Genomic DNA, 18,076 nt, shown 5'->3' with positions numbered 1-18,076 from the left:
CTATCCTGCGGCGAGTGCTGCTACGACCCGGCCGGCGGCCTGACCGTCGCCGTACGGCGCGGCCTGGGCTGCCGTCGGGACCGGCCGGACGGCCAGCTCGGGCAGCTTCGACAGGTCCGTGGTGAGCACGTTCCAGCCGTCTTCGATGGTTTCGGTCCACTCGGTCTCGGTGCGCAGCGTGGTGCACGGCGTACCGAGCAGGAAGGCCTCCTTCTGCAGGCCTCCCGAGTCCGTCACGACGCCGACCGAGCCCAGGACCGCCGCGACCATCTGCGGGTAGGCCAGCGGCTCGGCGGTGTGCAGCGAACCGCCCGGGCGCTCCAGCTTGATGCCGAACTCGGCGCAGCGCGCGACCAGGCGCGGGTGCGCGAGCAGCAGCACCGGGGTGTCCAGCGCGGCCAGGCCGTCGACGATCGCGGCCAGCTGCTCCGGGTCGTCGGTGTTGTCGGCCCGGTGGATGGTGGAGACCAGGTACTCGCCGCGCTTCAGGCCGTCCGGGAGCTCCAGCGGCTGGTCCTTCACCGCGTCGCGAACCCGGAAGCAGACGTCCGTCATGACGTCGCCGACCAGCCGCGAGCGGTCCTTCAGACCCTCGTTGGCCAGGTGACCCATGGCCACCTCGGTCGGCGCCAGCAGGATGTCGGCCGCGTGGTCGGTGAGCACCCGGTTGTGCTCCTCCGGCATCGAGCGGTTGAAGGAGCGCAGGCCGGCCTCGAGGTGCGCGACCGGCAGGTGCATCTTCACCGCCGACAGGGTGCCGGCGAGGGTCGAGTTGGTGTCGCCGTAGACCAGCACCCAGTCCGGGCGGTGCTCGTCCAGGACGGCGTCCATCGCCGACAGCATCGCGCCGGTCTGGACACCGTGGCTGCCCGACCCGACGCCCAGGTGGACGTCGGGGGCCGGGATCTTCAGGTCGGCGAAGAACACGTCGGACATGTTCTTGTCGTAGTGCTGCCCCGTGTGCACGATCACGTGCTCGTGGTCGGTGGCGGCGAACGCCTCCGCGATGGGGGCGAGCTTCACGAACTGCGGGCGGGCGCCCACGACGCTGAGAACCTTCATTACTGCGCGGCTCCAGCGTTGTCGGTGCCCAGGACGCCGTTCACGGCGTCGGTCAGCGCGACCGACTTGCCGTCTTCGGCGGCGGACTGGATGACGGCCTCGGCGACGACGACGGTGGCCAGGCCCTGCTGCAGGGTGACGATGTCGGTCTCCTTGCCCAGGATCGCGTCCCGGAACGCCTCGTGCTCGGCCTTCAGCGGCTCGGGCTTGGCGATCGCGTAGCGGATCATGTCGCCCTCGGAGACACCGCGGAAGTGCGCGACGTCGTCCCAGGCGGTCTGCACGGTGCCGTTGGCGTGGAAGGACAGGTCGGCCGTCAGGGTGTCGGCGATGAACGCGCCGCGCTCACCGGTGACGACGGTCAGCCGCTCCTTCATCGGGGACAGCCAGTTGACCAGGTGGCTGGTCACGGTGCCGTCCTGCAGCTTGCCGGTGACGGCGATCAGGTCCTCGTACTGGCGACCGCTCTTGTGGGCACTCTGCGCGGACACCGACGCGAAGGGCGACTGGGTCACCCAGGCGGTCAGGTCGATGTCGTGGGTGGCCAGGTCGAGCACCACGCCGACGTCGGCGATCCGGGCCGGGAACGGGCCCTGCCGGCGGGTGGTGATCTGGTAGATGTCGCCCAGCTCGCCGTTCTCGAGGCGGACCCGCAGCGCCTGCAGCGCCGGGTTGTACCGCTCGATGTGACCGACGGCGCCGATCACGCCGGCGGCCTCGAAGGCCTTGGCGATCTCAGCTGCCTCGGACGACGAGCCGGCCAGCGGCTTCTCGATCATCGCGTGCACGCCGGCCTCGGCCAGCGCCTTGGCGATCTCGGTGTGGTACTGGGTCGGGACCGCGACCATGCAGTAGTCGATGCCGGCGGCAATGAGCTGCTCGACGTTCTCGTGCACCGGCAGGCCGTTGGCCACACCGTGCTTGTCGCCACCCGGGTCGGCGACGGCGACCAGGTCGACGCCCTCGAGGGAGCCCAGGACGCGGGCGTGGTGCCGGCCCATCATGCCCAGACCGATCAGTCCAGCGCGGAGGTTGGCCATGGTTCACGCACCTGCCTTGGCGACGGTCGCGACCGCGGTCACGATCCGGTTCAGGTCTTCCTCGGACAGCGAGGGGTGGACCGGCAGCGAGAGCACCTCGGCGGCGGCCTTCTCGGTCTCCGGCAGGTCCAGCTCGCGCTGGAACGACGGGAGGCGGTGGTTCGGGATCGGGTAGTAGACGCCGCAGCCGACACCGTGCTCGTTGCGGAGCGCGTCGGCGAAACCGTCGCGGTCGTCGGTGACCCGGATCGTGTACTGGTGGTAGACGTGGGTCGCCTCGGCGGCCACGGTCGGGATCGTCACGCCCTGCAGGTTCGCGTCCAGGAAGGTCGCGTTCTCCTGCCGCTGCTTGGTCCAGCCGCCGACCTTGGTGAGCTGGACGCGGCCGATGGCGGCGTGCAGGTCGGTCATCCGGTTGTTCAGGCCGACGACCTCGTTCTCGTACTGCTTGAGCATGCCCTGGTTGCGGAACAGCCGCATCCGGCGCTCGAGGTCCGCGTTCGCGACCGAGTTCATGCCGCCCTCACCGGACGTCATGTTCTTGGTCGGGTACAGGGAGAACATCGCGAACTCGCCGAAGGTGCCGACCGGCGCGCCGTTCCAGGTCGCGCCGTGCGCCTGCGCGGCGTCCTCGTACAGGTGCAGGCCGTGCTTGGCGGCGATCGCGCCGAGCTCGGTCATGTTGGCCGGGTGGCCGAACAGGTGCACCGGCATGATCGCCTTGGTCTTGTCCGTGATCGCGGCCTCGACGGCGGCCGGGCTCAGGCAGAAGTACGTCGGCTCGATGTCGACGAAGACCGGGGTGGCGCCGGTCAGCGCCACGCTGTTGGCGGTGGCGGCGAAGGTGAACGACGGCACGATGACCTCGTCGCCCGGACCGACACCCGCGGCCAGCAGGCCCAGGTGCAGACCCGAGGTGCCCGAGTTCGTCGCGACGCAGGCTCGGCCGGAGACCAGCGCTGCGCCGAACTCCTGCTCGAAGGCAGCGACCTCAGGACCCTGGGCGAGCATTCCGCTGCGCATCACACGGTCGACTGCCTCCCGCTCCTCCTGCCCGATGATCGGCTTCGCGGCCGGAATCGGCTGCACCATCAGTTCTCCTCCTGGTTTTCGCCGGCCGGCCGCAGCCGTCCGTCGGTTTCGATGTACATCTCGCCCGTCTGCGGGCATTTCCAGTCGCCGTTGCCGACCTCCTGCAACGGAACGCCTGCCTTGCCGACCCACCTGATCCGGCGGGCCGGGACCCCCGCGACCAGCGCGAAGTCTGGCACGTCCTTGGTGACGACCGCACCCGCGGCGACGGTCGCCCAGCGGCCGATCGTGACCGGCGCCACGCAGACCGCGCGAGCGCCGACGGCGCTGCCCGTGCGCAGCGTCACACCGACGGCGTCCCAGTCGGACGCGCTCTTCAGCGTGCCGTCCGGGTTGATCGCGCGCGGGAAGTGATCGTTGGTCAGCACCACCGCGGGCCCGATGAAGACGCCGTCCTCGAGCACGGCCGGCTCGTAGACGAGGGCGTCGTTCTGGACCTTGCAGTTGTCACCCAGCGTCACGCCGGTGCCGATGTAGGCGCCGCGGCCGATGATGCAGTTCTTCCCCAGGACCGCGTTCTCGCGGATCTGGGACAGGTTCCAGACGGACGATCCGTCGCCGATCTGCGCGGTCTCGTCGACATCTGCCGACGCTGCGATCCGGGACGTCACAAGCTCTCCTTCGAGTCAAACCAATCGGTGAGTGCACGGGCGGAACGCCGCCCGTCGTGCAGCTCCGCCACGAAGCCGGGGCCCGCGGCGGCCTGCTCGGCGGCCGCCGTACGGTCGGAGAGCAGGTCGGTGACGACGCTTGCCAGCGAATCGGGATCCGCCTCGACGATCGGCACCTCGCGCCCAGTCAGACTACGCACCCGATCGCGAACCGCCGAACCGACGTAAGAAACGCACAAACGCCCGGCGGCCAGCGCCTCGACCGCCGCGACCCCGTAGAGCCCGATCCGGAGCTGGTCGACAACGATGTCCGCGTCGCCGATCACGGCCGGCATCTGCTGGTGGGTGACGCCGCTGATCCGCCGGTACTCGATCAGGCCGCTGTCCGCGAGCCCGGTCAGCACCTCGTCGATCCGGTCGCTGCCCTTGAGCTGCGCGCTCGACGGGACGTGCACGACGACCGGCCGGTCGGTAGAGAAGAGTGGTCTGGCCGCCCGGGCCCACGGCGCCGGGTCGATCGCGACGGGCAGCCAGCGCGCGGCCGGTACGTCGTCCAGCAGATCGACCGTGGAGACGAACACAGGGACATCCGCTGCATCGACCAGCTCGGCGAACCGGGCTGCCTGCGTCTCCAGCCGGTCGGTCAGCGGGTCGCCCGGGGTGAACGGGGACCAGCGTTCACGCTTGGCGTGACGGCTCGGGAGGCGGATGTCCGAGCCGTGGAAGAGCAGAGCGGGCTTGATGCCGGCGTCCTTGAGCTGCTGGAGCTCGGTGAAGCCGTCCTTCAGGCCGCGGGCGCCGAACAGCGGACGCAGCGACTCCATCAGGACGTGCGTGTACGAGCCCAGGACGTGCTGCTCCTGGGCTCGCTGCCACCGCGGCTGACCGAACCAGACCAGTGGTACGCCGTAGTCGTCCTTGAACTGGAACTGACCCTTGCGGTGGACCGAGAAGCTCACCGCGGAGACACCGTCGATGGTGTCCGCAGCGCGGGCCCAGGCGTAGCCCTGGCCGGCGCTGTTGGTCGGGCCGATGAACAGCCGGACCGGGGTCTCGGCCACCTGCGGGAACTCCGGTAGCTGCGCGTAGCTGTAGCGCAGCCCCTTCAGCCGTCGCCGGACCGCACCCGCGGTCCTGGCGATCGGCGTCGGCAGGTGGTCACGAAGAGTTCGCGCAGTTGTCACCTGCACGTCCACCCCACCAGCCCGGTCAAGCATTTGCTCACTCCTGCCCCGCTCCGACCAGTCGGTCGAGTTCGCGGCGGGCGGCGGGGAGGCCGAGTACGACTGGGGTCTCGGTCCGGACCTGCCCGATCTGCCAGCCGGCCCACACGGATCCGCCGTCGAGGGCGATGATCACGTCGGCCTGGCCGATCGTCTTCATCACGTCGGCGCGGGTGTTCACCCTGCTCCAGTAGGTCTTCGCGAGGTTGTCGGCCTTGCGGTTCTGGGTCAGCTTCTTCACCGGCCCGGCCTTCTTGATTGCCGAAGGCAACATCTTCCCACCGGCCCGACGCAGTTTCCGAGCCCGCCACTGAGCAGCCTTCACAACCCGCTTCGCCCCAGTAGGCCGCGGCTTGGCCACAGGCTTGGGAGCAACCGGAGCAGGCTTCGCCGTGTTGATCGCCTCAGCTTGAGCCGCCTCGTCGCCTGCGGCGACCTCGGCGGGAGACGAAGTGGAGGAAGCGGCGGTGCCACCGGTGGCACCGCCGGACTCGTCGCCTTCGGCGACCTCGTCGGCTTCGGTCGTCGGCGACTCCGCCGCTGCCTCGTCCGTGACCGCTTCGGGCGCAGGCGCCTTGGCTGACTCACTCACACCGGCCGGTACCTCATCAGCTTCCACCGGTGCTTCTACCGGCTCCACCGGCGGTACAACTGCTACCGGCATGCGGCCGGGGCCTACCAGGGTGAAGCTCTTGACGAGGCCGTCGACGGGGCCCGATGGGGGGATCCAGGCGACGACGTCGAGGTCCAGGTTCTCCGGGCTGCCGAGGTCGGCGCGGACGGTGTCGAAGTACGACGGAGGGAGCCGTCGTGTGCTCAGGAGTACGACCTTCATGTCAGACCACCGCCCCAACGCGCTCGCTCAGTGCACTGATCCGCGGGTCCAGCTGCAGGTCGCGGCGGTAGCTGGCGCCGAACTCCCGTGCCTTCGCGCGAATGCCTTCGTCCGCGGTACGTGCCGCGCGGGCCGCCTCGATCAGGGCGTCCGCGATCGTCTGCGGATCCGCCACATCCTTGACCGGGAACCACAACGGATGCCCACGCAGTACGTCGGACGCAGCGTTCATCGGGTCGTGCACCGAGACGATCGGCAACCCGGTCGCCAGGTACTCGAAGACCTTGCCACTGGTCACGTACCGGCCCTTGCCCAGCATCAGCAACTGGACGTCGAACTCGTCGTACGCCTTGGCGATCTCCGCCTTGCCGACCGGGCCCTCGTAGCTGACCTGGTCGTCGGCGGCGTTGTTGATGATGGCGAGCATGTCGGCCCGCGGCTGCGCGTAGTACCCGAGGTAGCCGTGGATCTTGACCTTGGCATCCCGCAGATCGTCGGACTGCTGCTTGGCCAGCTGCCAGCCCTTGACGAAGTCGCCGAGCGGAACCTTCGGCGAGACCGTGCCGACGTAGCCGAAGACCAGCGGACGATCGGTCACCGCGCCGCGGTCCTGCGTCGACGGCACCAGGTCGGGATCGAAGCCGTTCGCGACCGTGTGCATCTTGCCGGCGTGCTCGGGGTAGAGGTCCTTGTGCCAGTCGAGGATCGGGTCGTTGACGAACCAGACCTCCTGCGCGTCCTTGACCAGCTTGCGCTCCCAGCGGGCGGCGCGGCTGTTCGGCTCGTGCAGCCGGTCACCGCTGAAGACGTCCAGCAGCCACGCGTCGCGGTAGTCCATCACGTACGGCACGTCGAACTTCTTGAACAGGTCGTACGCCGCGGCGAACGTGACGTGCGGATTCGCGGTGGCGACCGTCAGGTCGACCTTGTTCGCCTGGTGGATCTGCTCGGCGGCCTTCTCGATCGTGCTGCGCCACGGGCCGTAACCCGTTTCGGGGAAGGGGATCTGGTCGCGCTTGGTGCGCCACTTGCTCCACAGCTTCGGGTTCTGCGCCCGGGACTTCGACCACTTGCGCAGGTCGGCCTCCAGGATCGGCCACTCGAACGGCACCCGGACGATCTCGATGTCGGGGTGGATCCGCTCCTCCAGCGTCAGGTCGGCGCCGGTGAAGCGGTGGAACGTCTCCTTGTCCGCGGTCAGCACGGTGACTTTCCAGCCTTGCTCGGCGAACCGGTTCGCCGTCGCCAGCGCGCGGTAGACGCCGCCGCCTCGGCAGGGCGGGTAGCCCCAGCAGACGTACAGCATGTGTGGGCGGGCCTGGTTCATGCACTTCCTCGCAGCAGGTCTTGGATGGCGTCAGCCATTTCGTCGTACGGCGTCGTCGTCGGCAGGTGGTCGGCGGCCCACTGGAGTGCGCAGTCGCGCAGCTTCTCCAGCTCACCCGGGTCGTCGGTCCACCGGCGCAACGTCTCGGCGGCCTCGGCGACGGTGTCGATCAGCACACCACCGCCGGATTCCTCGATGATCCTCGTCTGCCGGGGCAGCCTGGTGGAGACCACCGGCAGTCCGCTCGCGAGGTACTCGTAGATCTTGGAGGGCATCGCCTCGATGAAGGCCGGGGTGGGCTGGAGCAGCGCGAGGCTGGCCCAGGCTCCCTCGGCGATCCGCCAGGCTTCCGCCGGTGGCTGGCGGCCGTGCAACCGGATCCGGCCGTCGACATCGGGCCGGGTGATCCGGCGTTCCAGCTCGTCGCGATCGGCGCCGGCGACCGGGCCGATCAGGTCCAGCGACCAGCCCGGAGCGGCGGCGATGGTCTCGACCATGTCGAACAGCCCACGGCTCACCCGCAGGTCGCCGACATAGACCACCCGGGGCTCACCGGAAGGCGGTGCCGGGGCCAGAAAAGCCGCGACCGGCTGGTTGGTGACAACCATCCGGTGCTTGGCCTGGTGGGGCGAGAGGTGGGAATCGGCGACGACCGTGAGATCGGCCCCGGCAGCCAGCCGGGTGCTCAGGGCCACCATCAGCCGGGCCGGCAGCCCCACCGGGCCTCTCGCCCAGGCCCGGTCGCGGAGCAACCGGCCGTAGTCCTCGTGCACGTCCGCCACCATCTTGCGGCGGCGGAGCCTGGTGACGAGCCGGGTGATCGGGATCATGTCCGGATCGACGGTGACGACCACCTTGGCGCTGGTGCGCCAGGGCAGTACGGCGGTCCGGGCCAGTCGCTGGACGAGACTGCCCCGGTCACCGGCGTGAACAGTGGCGCCGGCCGGTCCCCCGGCCGGGTCGCCGAGCCCCCACAACTCGACGTTCAGACCACGCTTCCGCAGGGCTGCGGTGATCTTGTGCAGCCGCGCGTCGGCGACGTCGTGGCCGGACGTGATGATGCCCACGTCCGGCACGGGGGTGGATCGCATCGTCAGAAGTCCTCGAGGGTGGCAGCGCTCTTGGCGCTGACCTGCAGGAACTTCGTGTACTCGGCGATCACTTCGTCAGGGGTGCCGCGCATCATCAGCTTGCCGTGGTCGAGCCAGATGGCGTCGTTGCACAGGTCGCGGACGCTGCTCATCGCGTGGCTGACCAGGAACATCGTCCGGCTGTTGGTGACGAGTTCCTTCATCTTGTCGGCCGCCTTCTGCTTGAAGGAGGCGTCACCGGCCGACAGGGCCTCGTCGATCAGCAGGATGTCGGGGTCCATGTGCACGGCGACCGAGAACGCGAGCCGGCTGAACATGCCGGACGAGTACGTCCGCATCGGCATCTCCATGAAGTCGCCCAGCTCGGCGAACGCGGCGATCGCCTCGTAGCGCTCCTGGATCGCCTTGCGGCTCAGACCGGCCGCCAGACCACCGAGGACGACGTTCTCCTTGCCGGACAGGGCGGCGTTGAAGCCGACGCCCAGTGACAGCAGCGTGCTGACCCGGCCGTGCACCTCGATCCGGCCGCTGGTCGGCGGCAGGATGCCGGCCAGCGAACGCATCAGCGTCGACTTGCCGGCGCCGTTCGCGCCGATGATGCCGATCGTGGTGCCGTGGTCGACGTCGAAGGAGACGTTCTGGACCGCCTTGACCTCGCGGACCGCGCGCTCACCGCGGCCCAGCCGGACCAGCGCGCTCTTGAAGGTCGGCACCCGCTCGAACGTGGTCCGGTAGGTGATGGAGACGTCCTGGACCTTGACGGCCGGACCCAGATCTTTGTTCTGCATCGACTTCTTCTCGGCCTCAGAGACGGACAACGAACTCACGCTCCCTCGACATGAAGAACAACGAGCCGATCACGCCGGCCACGACGGCCCAGAACCCGGCGCCGAGCCACATCTTCAGCTCCGGCACGTCGCCGCGGACCAGCAGGTCGGTCCAGCCACCGATCAGGGAGTACAGCGGGTTGTACTGGATGAAGCCCTTGAACTTGGCCGGCGCCTGGTCGGCGTACCAGAGCACGGGCGACAGGTAGAGCCAGATCCGGACGAAGTAGGGCAGGAAGCTGGTGGTGTCGCGGAAGTACACCTGCAGCGCGCCGAAGATCATTCCCATGCCGGCCGCGAAGACGGTCAGGCAGATCAGGAAGACCGGCGCCAGCAACATCGCCCAGTGCCACTTCTGGCCGGTGACCAGGTGGATGCCGAGGTACACGACCATCGTCGGCAGGAACCGGAAGAACGCGGTCCGCAACGCGGCCAGCGGCAGCAGCATCCGCGGGAACGACATGTTCATCAGCAGCTTGCCGCCGCCGACGACGCTGGCCGCGCCGGACAGCATCGCGCTGGAGAAGTAGTAGAAGACGAAGAGGCCACCACACATATGAGCGAACCGCGCGCCGGCGTCGTCCTTGGCGGCACCGCCCGCGATGATGTCGACGAGCAGGTAGTACACAGCGGCCAGCAGCAGCGGGTTCAGGACCAGCCATACCTGACCGAAGAAGGTGTTCGTGTTCGCCGCCCGGATGCCCGTCCGGGACATCTCGGCCGCGAACTCACGGCGCTCCCACAGTGCCTTGAAATAAGGCCGCAGGGGCGGTAGGCCCACCTTGTGCGGTTCGTACACATGCACCGACGGGTTGAACTCCTCGTCGACGCTAGTCGCGTTCATTCAGGCGACGCCTCTCTGGGGACGGTCGTAGTCATCGAATTCCGAACGGGTCCACGGCGAAGGGGCCACGCAAACCGGAAGCAGAGTAGCGGATTGGCGTCGGGACCGACGACACAGCGTGCCTCCTGAGTGAGCAGCGACGCACAGACGGCTACCGAACGTCGCAACCGACCGAGGAGTTACCTCCGCCGATCGTTATCTGGAATATACATTTGACTCCACATGCGAAGCCAATCAACGTACCGCCGCTGCGCTCGCAAACGTAATCGACGCAACAGAATTGACCTCGTTCAGAGGTTCTGCCGGCCCTCGTTCAGAAGAGGTGGCTGACCGACCTGTACGCCGGAACCGAGGCCAGCAAGGGCCGTCGGGTGGTGGAGGTCACGGCAGTACCGGTGGGATCCACCCAGGGCCCGGCTGCCGTGGACAGCCTCACCATCCACGGAAGCTCGTCCGGCACTGCATGGATCCCACCGGAGACCCGGGGGCCCGGCACACCGTCTCCAGGGGCGGAGGTGGTCCGGGCACGAGCCGAGTGCACCGGCACGATGACCAGGGCGGCGGTCATCGCACCATGGCCGAAGGCCCGGCGATGATGCCTGGGCAGTACCTGACGCAGTTGCTGCGACACGGTGTCTCCTCCTCATCGGCCTCACGATGGAGTTGCACAGTTTGTACACCCTCCGGCACAGCGGGTGATGGCACGGAAGTGCGAGGGCACCGATACGCCGGGATCGAGACCCAACCGAAACGGCGTTCGCTGACGGGAAAGCGAACTGGGGCCAGAATTGGAACAGCAGCCCGGCGGCGCTCAGGTGGTCCGTCGCCGGGCTGCTGGACCTCAATTCTCGCTCACAACTGCGCAGAAATGGTGGCCAGATGGTGACACGGCACAAGAATGCTGACAGCTCAACAATTATCGCTCGGTGCAGTCGCCGGGATACGGACAGTGCCGATCGGATTTCGGCGTTCGTTCTACGCTGGTGCGGCGGTAGCCGACGGTGAGCGCGCTCGGGAGGGAAGGCAGGGTCATGAGCTCTACCGACACGGAGCGTGCCGACCATTTACGGGTGCTCGGCCTGAACGACGACGAGATCCGGGTCTACCAGCATCTGCTGCGGGCCGGGCCGGCGTCGATCACCGAACTGGACGAGGCGGTACCGGGTCAGGCGGTCGGCATCGACGCGACCCTCGGCGGGCTGGTCCAGGCCGGCCTGGCACGCCGATCGGGGTCGGACCACTCGAGGTTCCTTCCGGTGCCTCCTGACGCCGGTCTGGAGGCGCTGACGCTGCGCCGGGAGTCGGAGCTCAAGCAGGCCCGGATCGAGGTCCTGAACGCGTACGACGAGTTCCGCCGGACCGTCCACAACGAGGCGACCACGCACCTGATCGAGGTGGTCAGCGGGACGGCGATCGTCGAGCGGATCAACCAGATCAAGGGCAGCGCGCAACGCGAGATCCTGGCGATCGACTCCCCGCCGTACTTCCTCGGCGCGGGGCCGAACCAGATGGAGATCGAGCAGCTCAATCGCGGCGTCACGTACCGGGTGGTCTACTCGCCGGAGTCGGTCGAGGTGCCCGGGTACCTGACCGAGAACATCCTGCCCTGCGTGGAGGCCGGCGAGCAGGCGCGGGTGCTGCCCGACGTACCGGCCAAGCTGACGATCATCGACGGTTCGATCGCGTACGTGTCGATGTCGGTGCGCGACACCGACGTGAACCGGTCTCTGCTGATCATGCGGCCGAGCAGCCTGCTGACCGCGCTGATCGGGATGTTCGAGCTCTGCTGGCGCAACGCGTTGCCCCTGCACGCGTCCGTCGGCACCGAGGACGACCGGCTGGAACCGATCGAGCGCCGCCTGCTGGCCCTGCTGGCGACAGGGGCGGCCGACGACACGATCGCGCGCACGCTGGGCATCAGCCGCCGGACCTTCTTCCGGTACCTCGAACGCCTGATGAACCGGACAGGCGCCAGCACCCGCTTCCAGCTGGCCCTGCACGCCGCCCGCGAGAACTGGCTCTAGCGGCAACCCGAGGTGGCGAGCCCACATCTTGTGGGCTTGAACAACAAACGGTGGGCTTGAACAGGGCATACCTTGTTCAAGCCCACCGTTGCCTGTCCGAGCCCACAAGATGTGGGCTTGTCACAGCTAGCGGGCCTTGGTGAACTCCTTGGCGACGACCTCGGCGATCTGCGCCGTGTTGAGGGCGGCGCCCTTGCGGAGGTTGTCGCCGCAGACGAAGAGTTCGAGTGCCTGCGGGTCGTCGAGCGAGCGGCGGATCCGGCCGACCCAGGTCGGGTCGGTGCCGACGACGTCCGCCGGGGTCGGGAACTCGCCCTCGGCCGGGTTGTCGAAGACCAGTACGCCCGGGGCGTCGCGGAGTACGTCGCGAGCCTCGTCGACGTCGACCACCTGGCTGAAGCGCGCGTGCACCGACAGCGAGTGGGTCGTGATGACCGGCACCCGGACGCAGGTCGCGGAGACCTTCAGATCCGGCAGGTTGAGGATCTTGCGCGACTCGTTGCGGACCTTGAGCTCCTCCGACGACCAGCCGTCGTCCTTGAGCGAGCCGGCCCACGGCACCACGTTCATCGCCAGCGGCGCCGGGAACGGGCCGAGCGCGTTGCCGATCACGCGGCGGACATCGCCCGGCGTCGTGCCGAGCTCGCGATTGCCGGCCACCTTCATCAGCTGGTCGTAGAGAGCGTCGATGCCTTCCTGCCCAGCGCCGGACGCGGCCTGGTACGACGCCACGATCAGCTGCTCGAGCTCGTACCGGTGGTGCAGCGCGCCCATCGCGACGATCATCGACAGCGTCGTGCAGTTGGGGTTGGAGATGATCCCCTTCGGCCGGTTACGGGCCGCCTCGGCGTTCACCTCGGGCACCACCAGCGGTACGTCGGGGTCCATCCGGAACGCACCGGAGTTGTCCACCACGACGGCGCCCTTGGACGCGGCGATCGGGGCCCAGTGCGCCGACACCTCGTCCGGTACGTCGAACATCGCCACGTCGATGCCGTCGAAGGCGTCGGCACTGATCGCGACGACCTCGACCTCCTCGCCGCGGACCTTCAGCCGTTTGCCTGCGGAGCGCTCGGAAGCGATCAGCCGGATCTCGCCCCAGACGTTCTCTCTGGTGGAGAGCAGGGTGAGCATCACCGTGCCGACGGCGCCGGTCGCGCCGACCACCGCCAGCGAAGGGAGCCCCGTCCGGTCTTCGGTCTGATCGAGAGTTGCGCTCACAGGTGTCACCGTCCAGTTCCTCCGTACACGACAGCTTGGGTGTGCTCGTCGTCCAGGTCGAATGCAGTGTGCGCCGCTGTGACGGCCACGTCCACCAGGTTCTCGTCGACGACCACCGAGATCCGGATTTCGGATGTCGAGATCATCTCGATGTTCACGCCGACCTCGGCCAGCGCGGAGAAGAACTTCGCCGAAACACCGGGGTGCGAGCGCATCCCGACGCCGACGACGGAGATCTTGCCGATCTGGTCGTCGTACAGCAACGACTCGTAGCCGACCTCGTCCTTCAGCCGGGCCAGCGCGGACATCGCCCGGGCGCCGTCGACGCGCGGCAGCGTGAACGAGATGTCGGTCCGGTTGGTGGCGACCGCCGACACGTTCTGCACGATCATGTCGATGTTGGTCTCGGCGCCGGCCACGGTCTCGAAGATCCGGGCCGCCTCACCCGGCTTGTCCGGCACCCCGACGACCGTGATCTTGGCCTCGTTGCGGTCCTGGACCACGCCGGAGATGATCGCCTGTTCCATGTCTGTCAGTTCCTTCGCATCGACAACCCAGGTGCCTTCCTTCTGGGAGAAGGAAGAGCGCACGTGGACGGGGACGTTGTAGCGCCGCGCGTACTCGACGCAGCGCAGGTGCAGCACCTTGGCGCCGCAGGCGGCCATCTCGAGCATCTCCTCGTAGGAGATCTTCGGGATCTGCTTCGCGGCCGGCACGATCCGCGGGTCCGCGGTGAAGATGCCGTCCACGTCGGTGTAGATCTCGCAGTAGTCCGCCTCCAGCGCGGCGGCCAGTGCGACCGCGGTGGTGTCGGAGGCGCCGCGGCCCATCGTGGTGATGTCCTTGGTGTCCTGCGCGACGCCCTGGAAGCCGGCCACGATCGCGACGTGACCCTCGCCGAGGGCCTCCTCGATCCGGCCCGGTGTGATGTCGATGATCCGGGCGTTGCCGTGCCGCGAGGTGGTGATCACGCCGGCCTGCGAGCCGGTGAAGCTCCTCGCCTCGTAGCCGAGGTTGGCGATCGCCATCGCCAGCAGCGCGGCGGAGATCCGCTCACCCGAGGTGAGCAGCATGTCCAGCTCGCGCGGTGGTGGCAGCGGTGAGACCTGTTTGGCCAGGTCCATCAGTTCGTCGGTGGTGTCGCCCATCGCGGAGATCACCACCACGACGTCGTTCCCGGCCTTCTTCGTCGCGACGATCCGTTGGGCCACGCGCTTGATGCAATCGGCGTCAGCGACCGAAGAACCGCCGTACTTGTGCACGACGCGTCCCACAGAGTCTCCTCATAGCTTGAATCCCCAGCGGTACTGCGCTGGTTGCGGTACGCCGTGCTGCGCTGCACCGGGCGTAGTCGTTCGACTCATTCTAGCCGTGATCTGTTCGTTGCCTACGGGCCGACCACCGACTGGTCCGGCCGTCCTGCGGCGCGCCGACCGGCCCGGAGGAACACCAGCCGCCCGGGCGGCGGACCGTAACCCTTCCGCCGGAACAGACCTGTTGCTTATATAAGTGGGGGGTGAAATAGTCGGACGATGCACGCCTTCGACATCCTCGGCGATCCGGTCCGCCGCCGGATCCTGGAACTCCTCGCCGACGGCGAACTCCCAGCCGGCCAGATCGCCGCCACGATCGGCGAAGAGTTCGGCATCTCCCAACCAGCCGTCTCCCAGCATCTCCGAGTACTCCGCGACAACGGCTTCGCCACCGTCACCGTCGCCGGCACCCGCCGCCTCTACGCCGTCAACCCGGTCCCCCTCCAGGAAATCGACACCTGGCTCGACCGCTACCGCCAGTTCTGGACCAACCGCCTCGACGCCCTGGACACCGAACTCCGCCGCGGCCGCCACAGCCGAAAGGACCCCGGCAATGCCTGATCTCTTCGGCCCCACAGAGCGAACCGTCACGCGCTCCGGCGAGCGTCGTACCGTCCGCCTGCAACGCCCGTACGCCGCAACGCCGACGGAACTGTGGTCAGCCTGCACCGAGCCGGAGCGAGTAGCCCGCTGGATCGGCGACCTCACCGGCCATCGCGCGACCGGCGGCGATGTGCAGTTGCGGATGACGGCCGACGAGACGGTCGTACTGCGTATCGAAGCGTGCGACGAACCCCGTCGGCTACAAGCCACGTGGTCCACCCCCGGCGAGCCGGACTCGCGGATCGAGCTGACCCTCGAAGCGCACGGCGACGTCACGGTACTGACCTTGGAGCATTCGCTCCTCAGTGATGAGCAGGCCGCCGGGAAGGGCCTCGGGTGGGAGGACTTTCTCAACCGCTTGCATGAGCTCCTGGCTGGGCGCGAACCGGCGGCCGTGTCCTGGGACGACGCCGAGCGAACCCTTGGACCGGTCTGGCGGGCCCTGGTCTGAGCGGTGCTACACAGCCTCTTGAAGCAGCCCGGCCTCTACGGGCGCCTCTGTCGGCTGGTGGGGTGGGATGTGTAGGAGGGAGATCGCCGCGGCCAGAGTAAGTACGGCGGCCATTACCCAGACGTAGCGGACGCCGAATGTTTCGACGACCAGGCCTGCGACTGCGGAGCCGATGGCGCCGCCTGCCATGCCGGCGCTGCCCATCCAGCCGAATACCTCGGTCTTGACTGAGGAAGGGGTCATCGCGCCGAGCCGCTCGTACAGGGCGCCGACAGTGGGTGCCAGTGCGAGACCGGACAGGAACAGGGCGATCCCCAGCGATACAGGCGACCAGGTAGCGAAGACGCAGAGCAGCATGCCGGCCGAGACGAGCACTGCTCGCCGCCAGACATACGAGCTGCGCCGGGCGGGCAGTGCGCCGACCAGGACGCCACCTGCGAGGCTGCCGACCGCCCAGACCGTCTCCAGCACACCCGCGATCAGCCGATTGCCATGCGCGTCGGCGAAGGCGACGATGCCGAGCGAGACCGACGCGAAAGCCGTTACACAGAAGGCGAAGGAGACGATCATCGGCAGCCGGTGGCGGTGCCAGAGCAACTGCGGAGCCGTCAGCCGCGCGCCCTTCGACTCGTCATGCGGAGCCCCCGGAGTCTGGAGCAACCCGAACCACCAGATGGTGATCGCAGCCGCCACAGCCGCACCCAGTACGCCGGCCCGCGGGCTGGCGAAGCTGACCACCAGCGCCCCCGCCATCGGCCCGATCGCGAACAGCACCTCCGCCGCCGTCGCATCCAGCGCATAGACCGCCCGCAGCCGCGACCCCTGAACGATGCGAGGCCAGGCGGCTCGCATGATCGCCGTAACCGGCGCCACGAACGCACCGGCGAGACCGGAGAGCACCGGCATCACGCGGTACCAGTCGGCGGGCATCAGACCGAGGACAGCCATCACCACACCCCAGGCCACCCCCACGGCGATCACGATTCCCCGGCCGCCACGACGGTCGGCCACCCGGGTCCAGATCGGGCCGCCGACGGCCATCCCCACGGAGTACGCGCCGGCGACCACACCGGCCCAGCCGAAGTTGCCCGCCGCATCTTTCGCCAGGAACGAGAGCGGCACGAGGGAAGCAATCACCGGGAGCCTGGCGAAGGTCGCCGAGGTCAGCAGGGCGAAGACGCCCGGCGTCCGCCAGAGCGCGCGATATGCCGTCAGGTCCATAACCCGCATTCTGTCCTGTCACAGCGGCGGAGCGCCTCGGGATTTCTCCCTATTCGAGGCTGTTCGCTTCCTCAGAGAGTATGCGAACATATGTTCGTGCCCGACGGCGAAGCGACGATCCTGCATGCCGACCTGGACGCCTTTTACGCGTCGGTCGAGCAGCGGGACGACCCACGCCTGCGCGGCCGTCCGGTGATCGTCGGCGCCGGTGTCGTGCTCGCCTGCAGCTACGAGGCGAAGGCCTACGGGGTCCGTACCGCGATGAACGGCGGCCAGGCGTACCGGCGTTGTCCCCAGGCGATCGTGGTGCAGCCGCGGATGTCGGCGTACTCCGAGGCGTCGAAGGCCGTTTTCGCCGTCTTCGAGAACACCACCCCGCTGGTCGAGGGGCTGTCCATCGACGAGGCGTTCCTGGACGTCGGCGGGCTGCGCAAGATCGCCGGTACGCCGCTGGAGATCGCCCGGCGGTTGCGTTCCGAAGTACTGGCCGAGGTCGGGTTGCCGATCACCGTCGGGATCGCGCGGACCAAGTTCCTGGCGAAGGTGGCGAGTGGGGTCGCGAAGCCGGACGGGCTGTTACTCGTACCGCCCGACCGTGAGCTGGAGTTCCTGCATCCGCTGGCGGTCGAGCGACTCTGGGGCGTCGGCGAGGTGACCGCGGAGAAGCTGCGCAATCGCGGGCTGACGAAGGTGGGCGACGTCGCGATCCTGCCCGAGGCGGCGCTGGTCGCGATGCTCGGGCGAGCGTCGGGACGGCATCTGCATGCGCTGGCGCACAACCGGGATCCGCGGCCGATCGAGGTCGGCCGGCGCCGGCGGTCGATCGGGTCGCAGCGGGCGCTCGGGCGCTCGCCCAAGTCGGCCGAGACGCTGGACGCGGTACTGGCCGGGCTGGTCGATCGGGTCACCCGCCGGATGCGGTCGGCCGGGCGGGCCGGGCGCACCGTCACCTTGCGGCTGCGGTTCGACGACTTCACTCGCGCGACCCGCTCACATACGTTGCCTCAGGCAACTGGTCAGACGCGGGCGATCCTGATCACCGCCCGCTCACTGATGGCGACGGCCCGGCCGATGATCGAGAAGCAGGGCATCACGATGGTCGGAATCTCGGTCGGCAACCTGGAGAGCGAGGCCAGCCTGCAGCTGGCATTGCCCTTCGACAAGGCCGCGAACGACGAGCTCGACTCGGCCCTCGACGGCGTCCGCGACAGATTCGGCATCAACGCCGTCACCCGCGGCAATCAACTCGGCCGCGACCAGGGCCTCACGGTGCCGATGCTGCCCGACTAGC

At 68.5% G+C, this 18,076-nt stretch carries 18 protein-coding genes; 4 read left to right on the top strand and 14 right to left on the bottom strand.

The features are described from left to right. From wecB to ABD116_RS10195, 11 genes are all read right to left on the bottom strand, one after another. Positions 1-1,062 (bottom strand): non-hydrolyzing UDP-N-acetylglucosamine 2-epimerase, encoded by a 1,062-nt coding sequence (wecB, locus tag ABD116_RS10245; protein ID WP_343967380.1) that lies wholly within the window; start codon positions 1,060-1,062, stop codon positions 1-3. Further along, a complete protein-coding gene (locus ABD116_RS10240) occupies positions 1,062-2,102 on the bottom strand; it encodes a Gfo/Idh/MocA family protein (protein WP_343967379.1) in 1,041 nt (346 codons plus the stop codon). The genes wecB and ABD116_RS10240 overlap by 1 nt, the downstream gene beginning before the upstream one ends. A 3-nt stretch (positions 2,103-2,105) precedes the next feature. Further along, positions 2,106-3,197 (bottom strand): DegT/DnrJ/EryC1/StrS family aminotransferase, encoded by a 1,092-nt coding sequence (locus tag ABD116_RS10235; protein ID WP_343967689.1) that lies wholly within the window; start codon positions 3,195-3,197, stop codon positions 2,106-2,108. Further along, complete coding sequence (locus tag ABD116_RS10230; protein WP_343967377.1) at positions 3,194-3,805, bottom strand: acyltransferase; 612 nt, start codon at positions 3,803-3,805, stop codon at positions 3,194-3,196. Before ABD116_RS10230 ends, ABD116_RS10235 begins: the two co-directional genes overlap by 4 nt. Further along, positions 3,802-5,022: a glycosyltransferase gene (locus ABD116_RS10225; RefSeq protein ID WP_343967375.1), complete on the bottom strand. Its 1,221-nt coding sequence runs from the start codon at positions 5,020-5,022 to the stop codon at positions 3,802-3,804. Before ABD116_RS10225 ends, ABD116_RS10230 begins: the two co-directional genes overlap by 4 nt. Positions 5,023-5,026: 4 nt before the next feature. After that, complete coding sequence (locus ABD116_RS10220) at positions 5,027-5,863, bottom strand: hypothetical protein (RefSeq protein WP_343967373.1); 837 nt, start codon at positions 5,861-5,863, stop codon at positions 5,027-5,029. 1 nt (position 5,864) lies between these two features. After that, a complete protein-coding gene (locus tag ABD116_RS10215; protein WP_343967371.1) occupies positions 5,865-7,190 on the bottom strand; it encodes a glycosyltransferase in 1,326 nt (441 codons plus the stop codon). Then, positions 7,187-8,281 (bottom strand): glycosyltransferase family 4 protein, encoded by a 1,095-nt coding sequence (locus ABD116_RS10210; protein WP_343967369.1) that lies wholly within the window; start codon positions 8,279-8,281, stop codon positions 7,187-7,189. The genes ABD116_RS10215 and ABD116_RS10210 overlap by 4 nt, the downstream gene beginning before the upstream one ends. Positions 8,282-8,283: 2 nt before the next feature. Further along, positions 8,284-9,099 carry an ABC transporter ATP-binding protein gene (locus ABD116_RS10205; protein ID WP_328332501.1) on the bottom strand — a complete coding sequence of 272 codons (816 nt, stop codon included), beginning with the start codon at positions 9,097-9,099 and terminating at the stop codon, positions 8,284-8,286. Next, on the bottom strand, positions 9,086-9,952 hold the full coding sequence (locus ABD116_RS10200; protein ID WP_343967365.1) for an ABC transporter permease: 867 nt from the start codon (positions 9,950-9,952) through the stop codon (positions 9,086-9,088). The genes ABD116_RS10205 and ABD116_RS10200 overlap by 14 nt, the downstream gene beginning before the upstream one ends. Before the next feature lie 313 nt (positions 9,953-10,265). After that, a complete protein-coding gene (locus ABD116_RS10195) occupies positions 10,266-10,583 on the bottom strand; it encodes a hypothetical protein (protein WP_343967363.1) in 318 nt (105 codons plus the stop codon). A gap of 400 nt (positions 10,584-10,983) precedes the next feature. Here ABD116_RS10195 and ABD116_RS10190 point away from each other — a divergent pair, with 400 nt between their 5' ends. Then, positions 10,984-11,976 carry a helix-turn-helix domain-containing protein gene (locus ABD116_RS10190; RefSeq protein WP_343967361.1) on the top strand — a complete coding sequence of 331 codons (993 nt, stop codon included), beginning with the start codon at positions 10,984-10,986 and terminating at the stop codon, positions 11,974-11,976. A gap of 126 nt (positions 11,977-12,102) precedes the next feature. On the opposite strand, the gene ABD116_RS10185 is transcribed toward ABD116_RS10190, so the two are convergent. Together ABD116_RS10185 and ABD116_RS10180 are read right to left on the bottom strand one after the other, a co-directional pair. Beyond that, positions 12,103-13,206, bottom strand: a complete 1,104-nt coding sequence (locus tag ABD116_RS10185) for an aspartate-semialdehyde dehydrogenase (protein ID WP_425552071.1) — start codon at positions 13,204-13,206, stop codon at positions 12,103-12,105. Continuing rightward, positions 13,203-14,471 carry an aspartate kinase gene (locus tag ABD116_RS10180; protein ID WP_343967356.1) on the bottom strand — a complete coding sequence of 423 codons (1,269 nt, stop codon included), beginning with the start codon at positions 14,469-14,471 and terminating at the stop codon, positions 13,203-13,205. The genes ABD116_RS10185 and ABD116_RS10180 overlap by 4 nt, the downstream gene beginning before the upstream one ends. Positions 14,472-14,729: 258 nt before the next feature. On the opposite strand from ABD116_RS10180, the gene ABD116_RS10175 reads away from it, so the two are divergent. Beyond that, positions 14,730-15,071: an ArsR/SmtB family transcription factor gene (locus tag ABD116_RS10175; protein WP_343967353.1), complete on the top strand. Its 342-nt coding sequence runs from the start codon at positions 14,730-14,732 to the stop codon at positions 15,069-15,071. Next, positions 15,064-15,564: an SRPBCC domain-containing protein gene (locus ABD116_RS10170; protein WP_343967351.1), complete on the top strand. Its 501-nt coding sequence runs from the start codon at positions 15,064-15,066 to the stop codon at positions 15,562-15,564. Before ABD116_RS10175 ends, ABD116_RS10170 begins: the two co-directional genes overlap by 8 nt. Before the next feature lie 6 nt (positions 15,565-15,570). On the opposite strand, the gene ABD116_RS10165 is transcribed toward ABD116_RS10170, so the two are convergent. After that, entirely contained in the window at positions 15,571-16,785 is a 1,215-nt protein-coding gene (locus ABD116_RS10165) for an MFS transporter (RefSeq protein WP_343967348.1), read from the bottom strand. A gap of 90 nt (positions 16,786-16,875) precedes the next feature. On the opposite strand from ABD116_RS10165, the gene dinB reads away from it, so the two are divergent. Continuing rightward, complete coding sequence (dinB, locus tag ABD116_RS10160) at positions 16,876-18,075, top strand: DNA polymerase IV (RefSeq protein ID WP_343967345.1); 1,200 nt, start codon at positions 16,876-16,878, stop codon at positions 18,073-18,075. Position 18,076 lies beyond the last annotated feature (1 nt).

Origin of the sequence: Kribbella koreensis (assembly GCF_039525325.1) — a bacterium.
GTDB classification, from domain to species: Bacteria; Actinomycetota; Actinomycetes; order Propionibacteriales; family Kribbellaceae; genus Kribbella; species Kribbella koreensis.
The sequence above is the reverse complement of the archived record's forward strand: the minus strand, read 5'-3'. Positions and strand labels throughout refer to the sequence as shown.

Coding starts and splice junctions, on each gene's coding strand:
- wecB (WP_343967380.1), bottom strand. CDS start 1,062: ATGAAGGTTCTCAGCGTCGTGGGCGCCCGCCCGCAGTTCGTGAAGCTC.
- ABD116_RS10240 (WP_343967379.1), bottom strand. CDS start 2,102: ATGGCCAACCTCCGCGCTGGACTGATCGGTCTGGGCATGATGGGCCGG.
- ABD116_RS10225 (WP_343967375.1), bottom strand. CDS start 5,022: ATGCTTGACCGGGCTGGTGGGGTGGACGTGCAGGTGACAACTGCGCGA.
- ABD116_RS10220 (WP_343967373.1), bottom strand. CDS start 5,863: ATGAAGGTCGTACTCCTGAGCACACGACGGCTCCCTCCGTCGTACTTC.
- ABD116_RS10215 (WP_343967371.1), bottom strand. CDS start 7,190: ATGAACCAGGCCCGCCCACACATGCTGTACGTCTGCTGGGGCTACCCG.
- ABD116_RS10210 (WP_343967369.1), bottom strand. CDS start 8,281: ATGCGATCCACCCCCGTGCCGGACGTGGGCATCATCACGTCCGGCCAC.
- ABD116_RS10200 (WP_343967365.1), bottom strand. CDS start 9,952: ATGAACGCGACTAGCGTCGACGAGGAGTTCAACCCGTCGGTGCATGTG.
- ABD116_RS10190 (WP_343967361.1), top strand. CDS start 10,984: ATGAGCTCTACCGACACGGAGCGTGCCGACCATTTACGGGTGCTCGGC.
- ABD116_RS10175 (WP_343967353.1), top strand. CDS start 14,730: ATGCACGCCTTCGACATCCTCGGCGATCCGGTCCGCCGCCGGATCCTG.
- ABD116_RS10170 (WP_343967351.1), top strand. CDS start 15,064: ATGCCTGATCTCTTCGGCCCCACAGAGCGAACCGTCACGCGCTCCGGC.
- ABD116_RS10165 (WP_343967348.1), bottom strand. CDS start 16,785: ATGGACCTGACGGCATATCGCGCGCTCTGGCGGACGCCGGGCGTCTTC.
- dinB (WP_343967345.1), top strand. CDS start 16,876: ATGTTCGTGCCCGACGGCGAAGCGACGATCCTGCATGCCGACCTGGAC.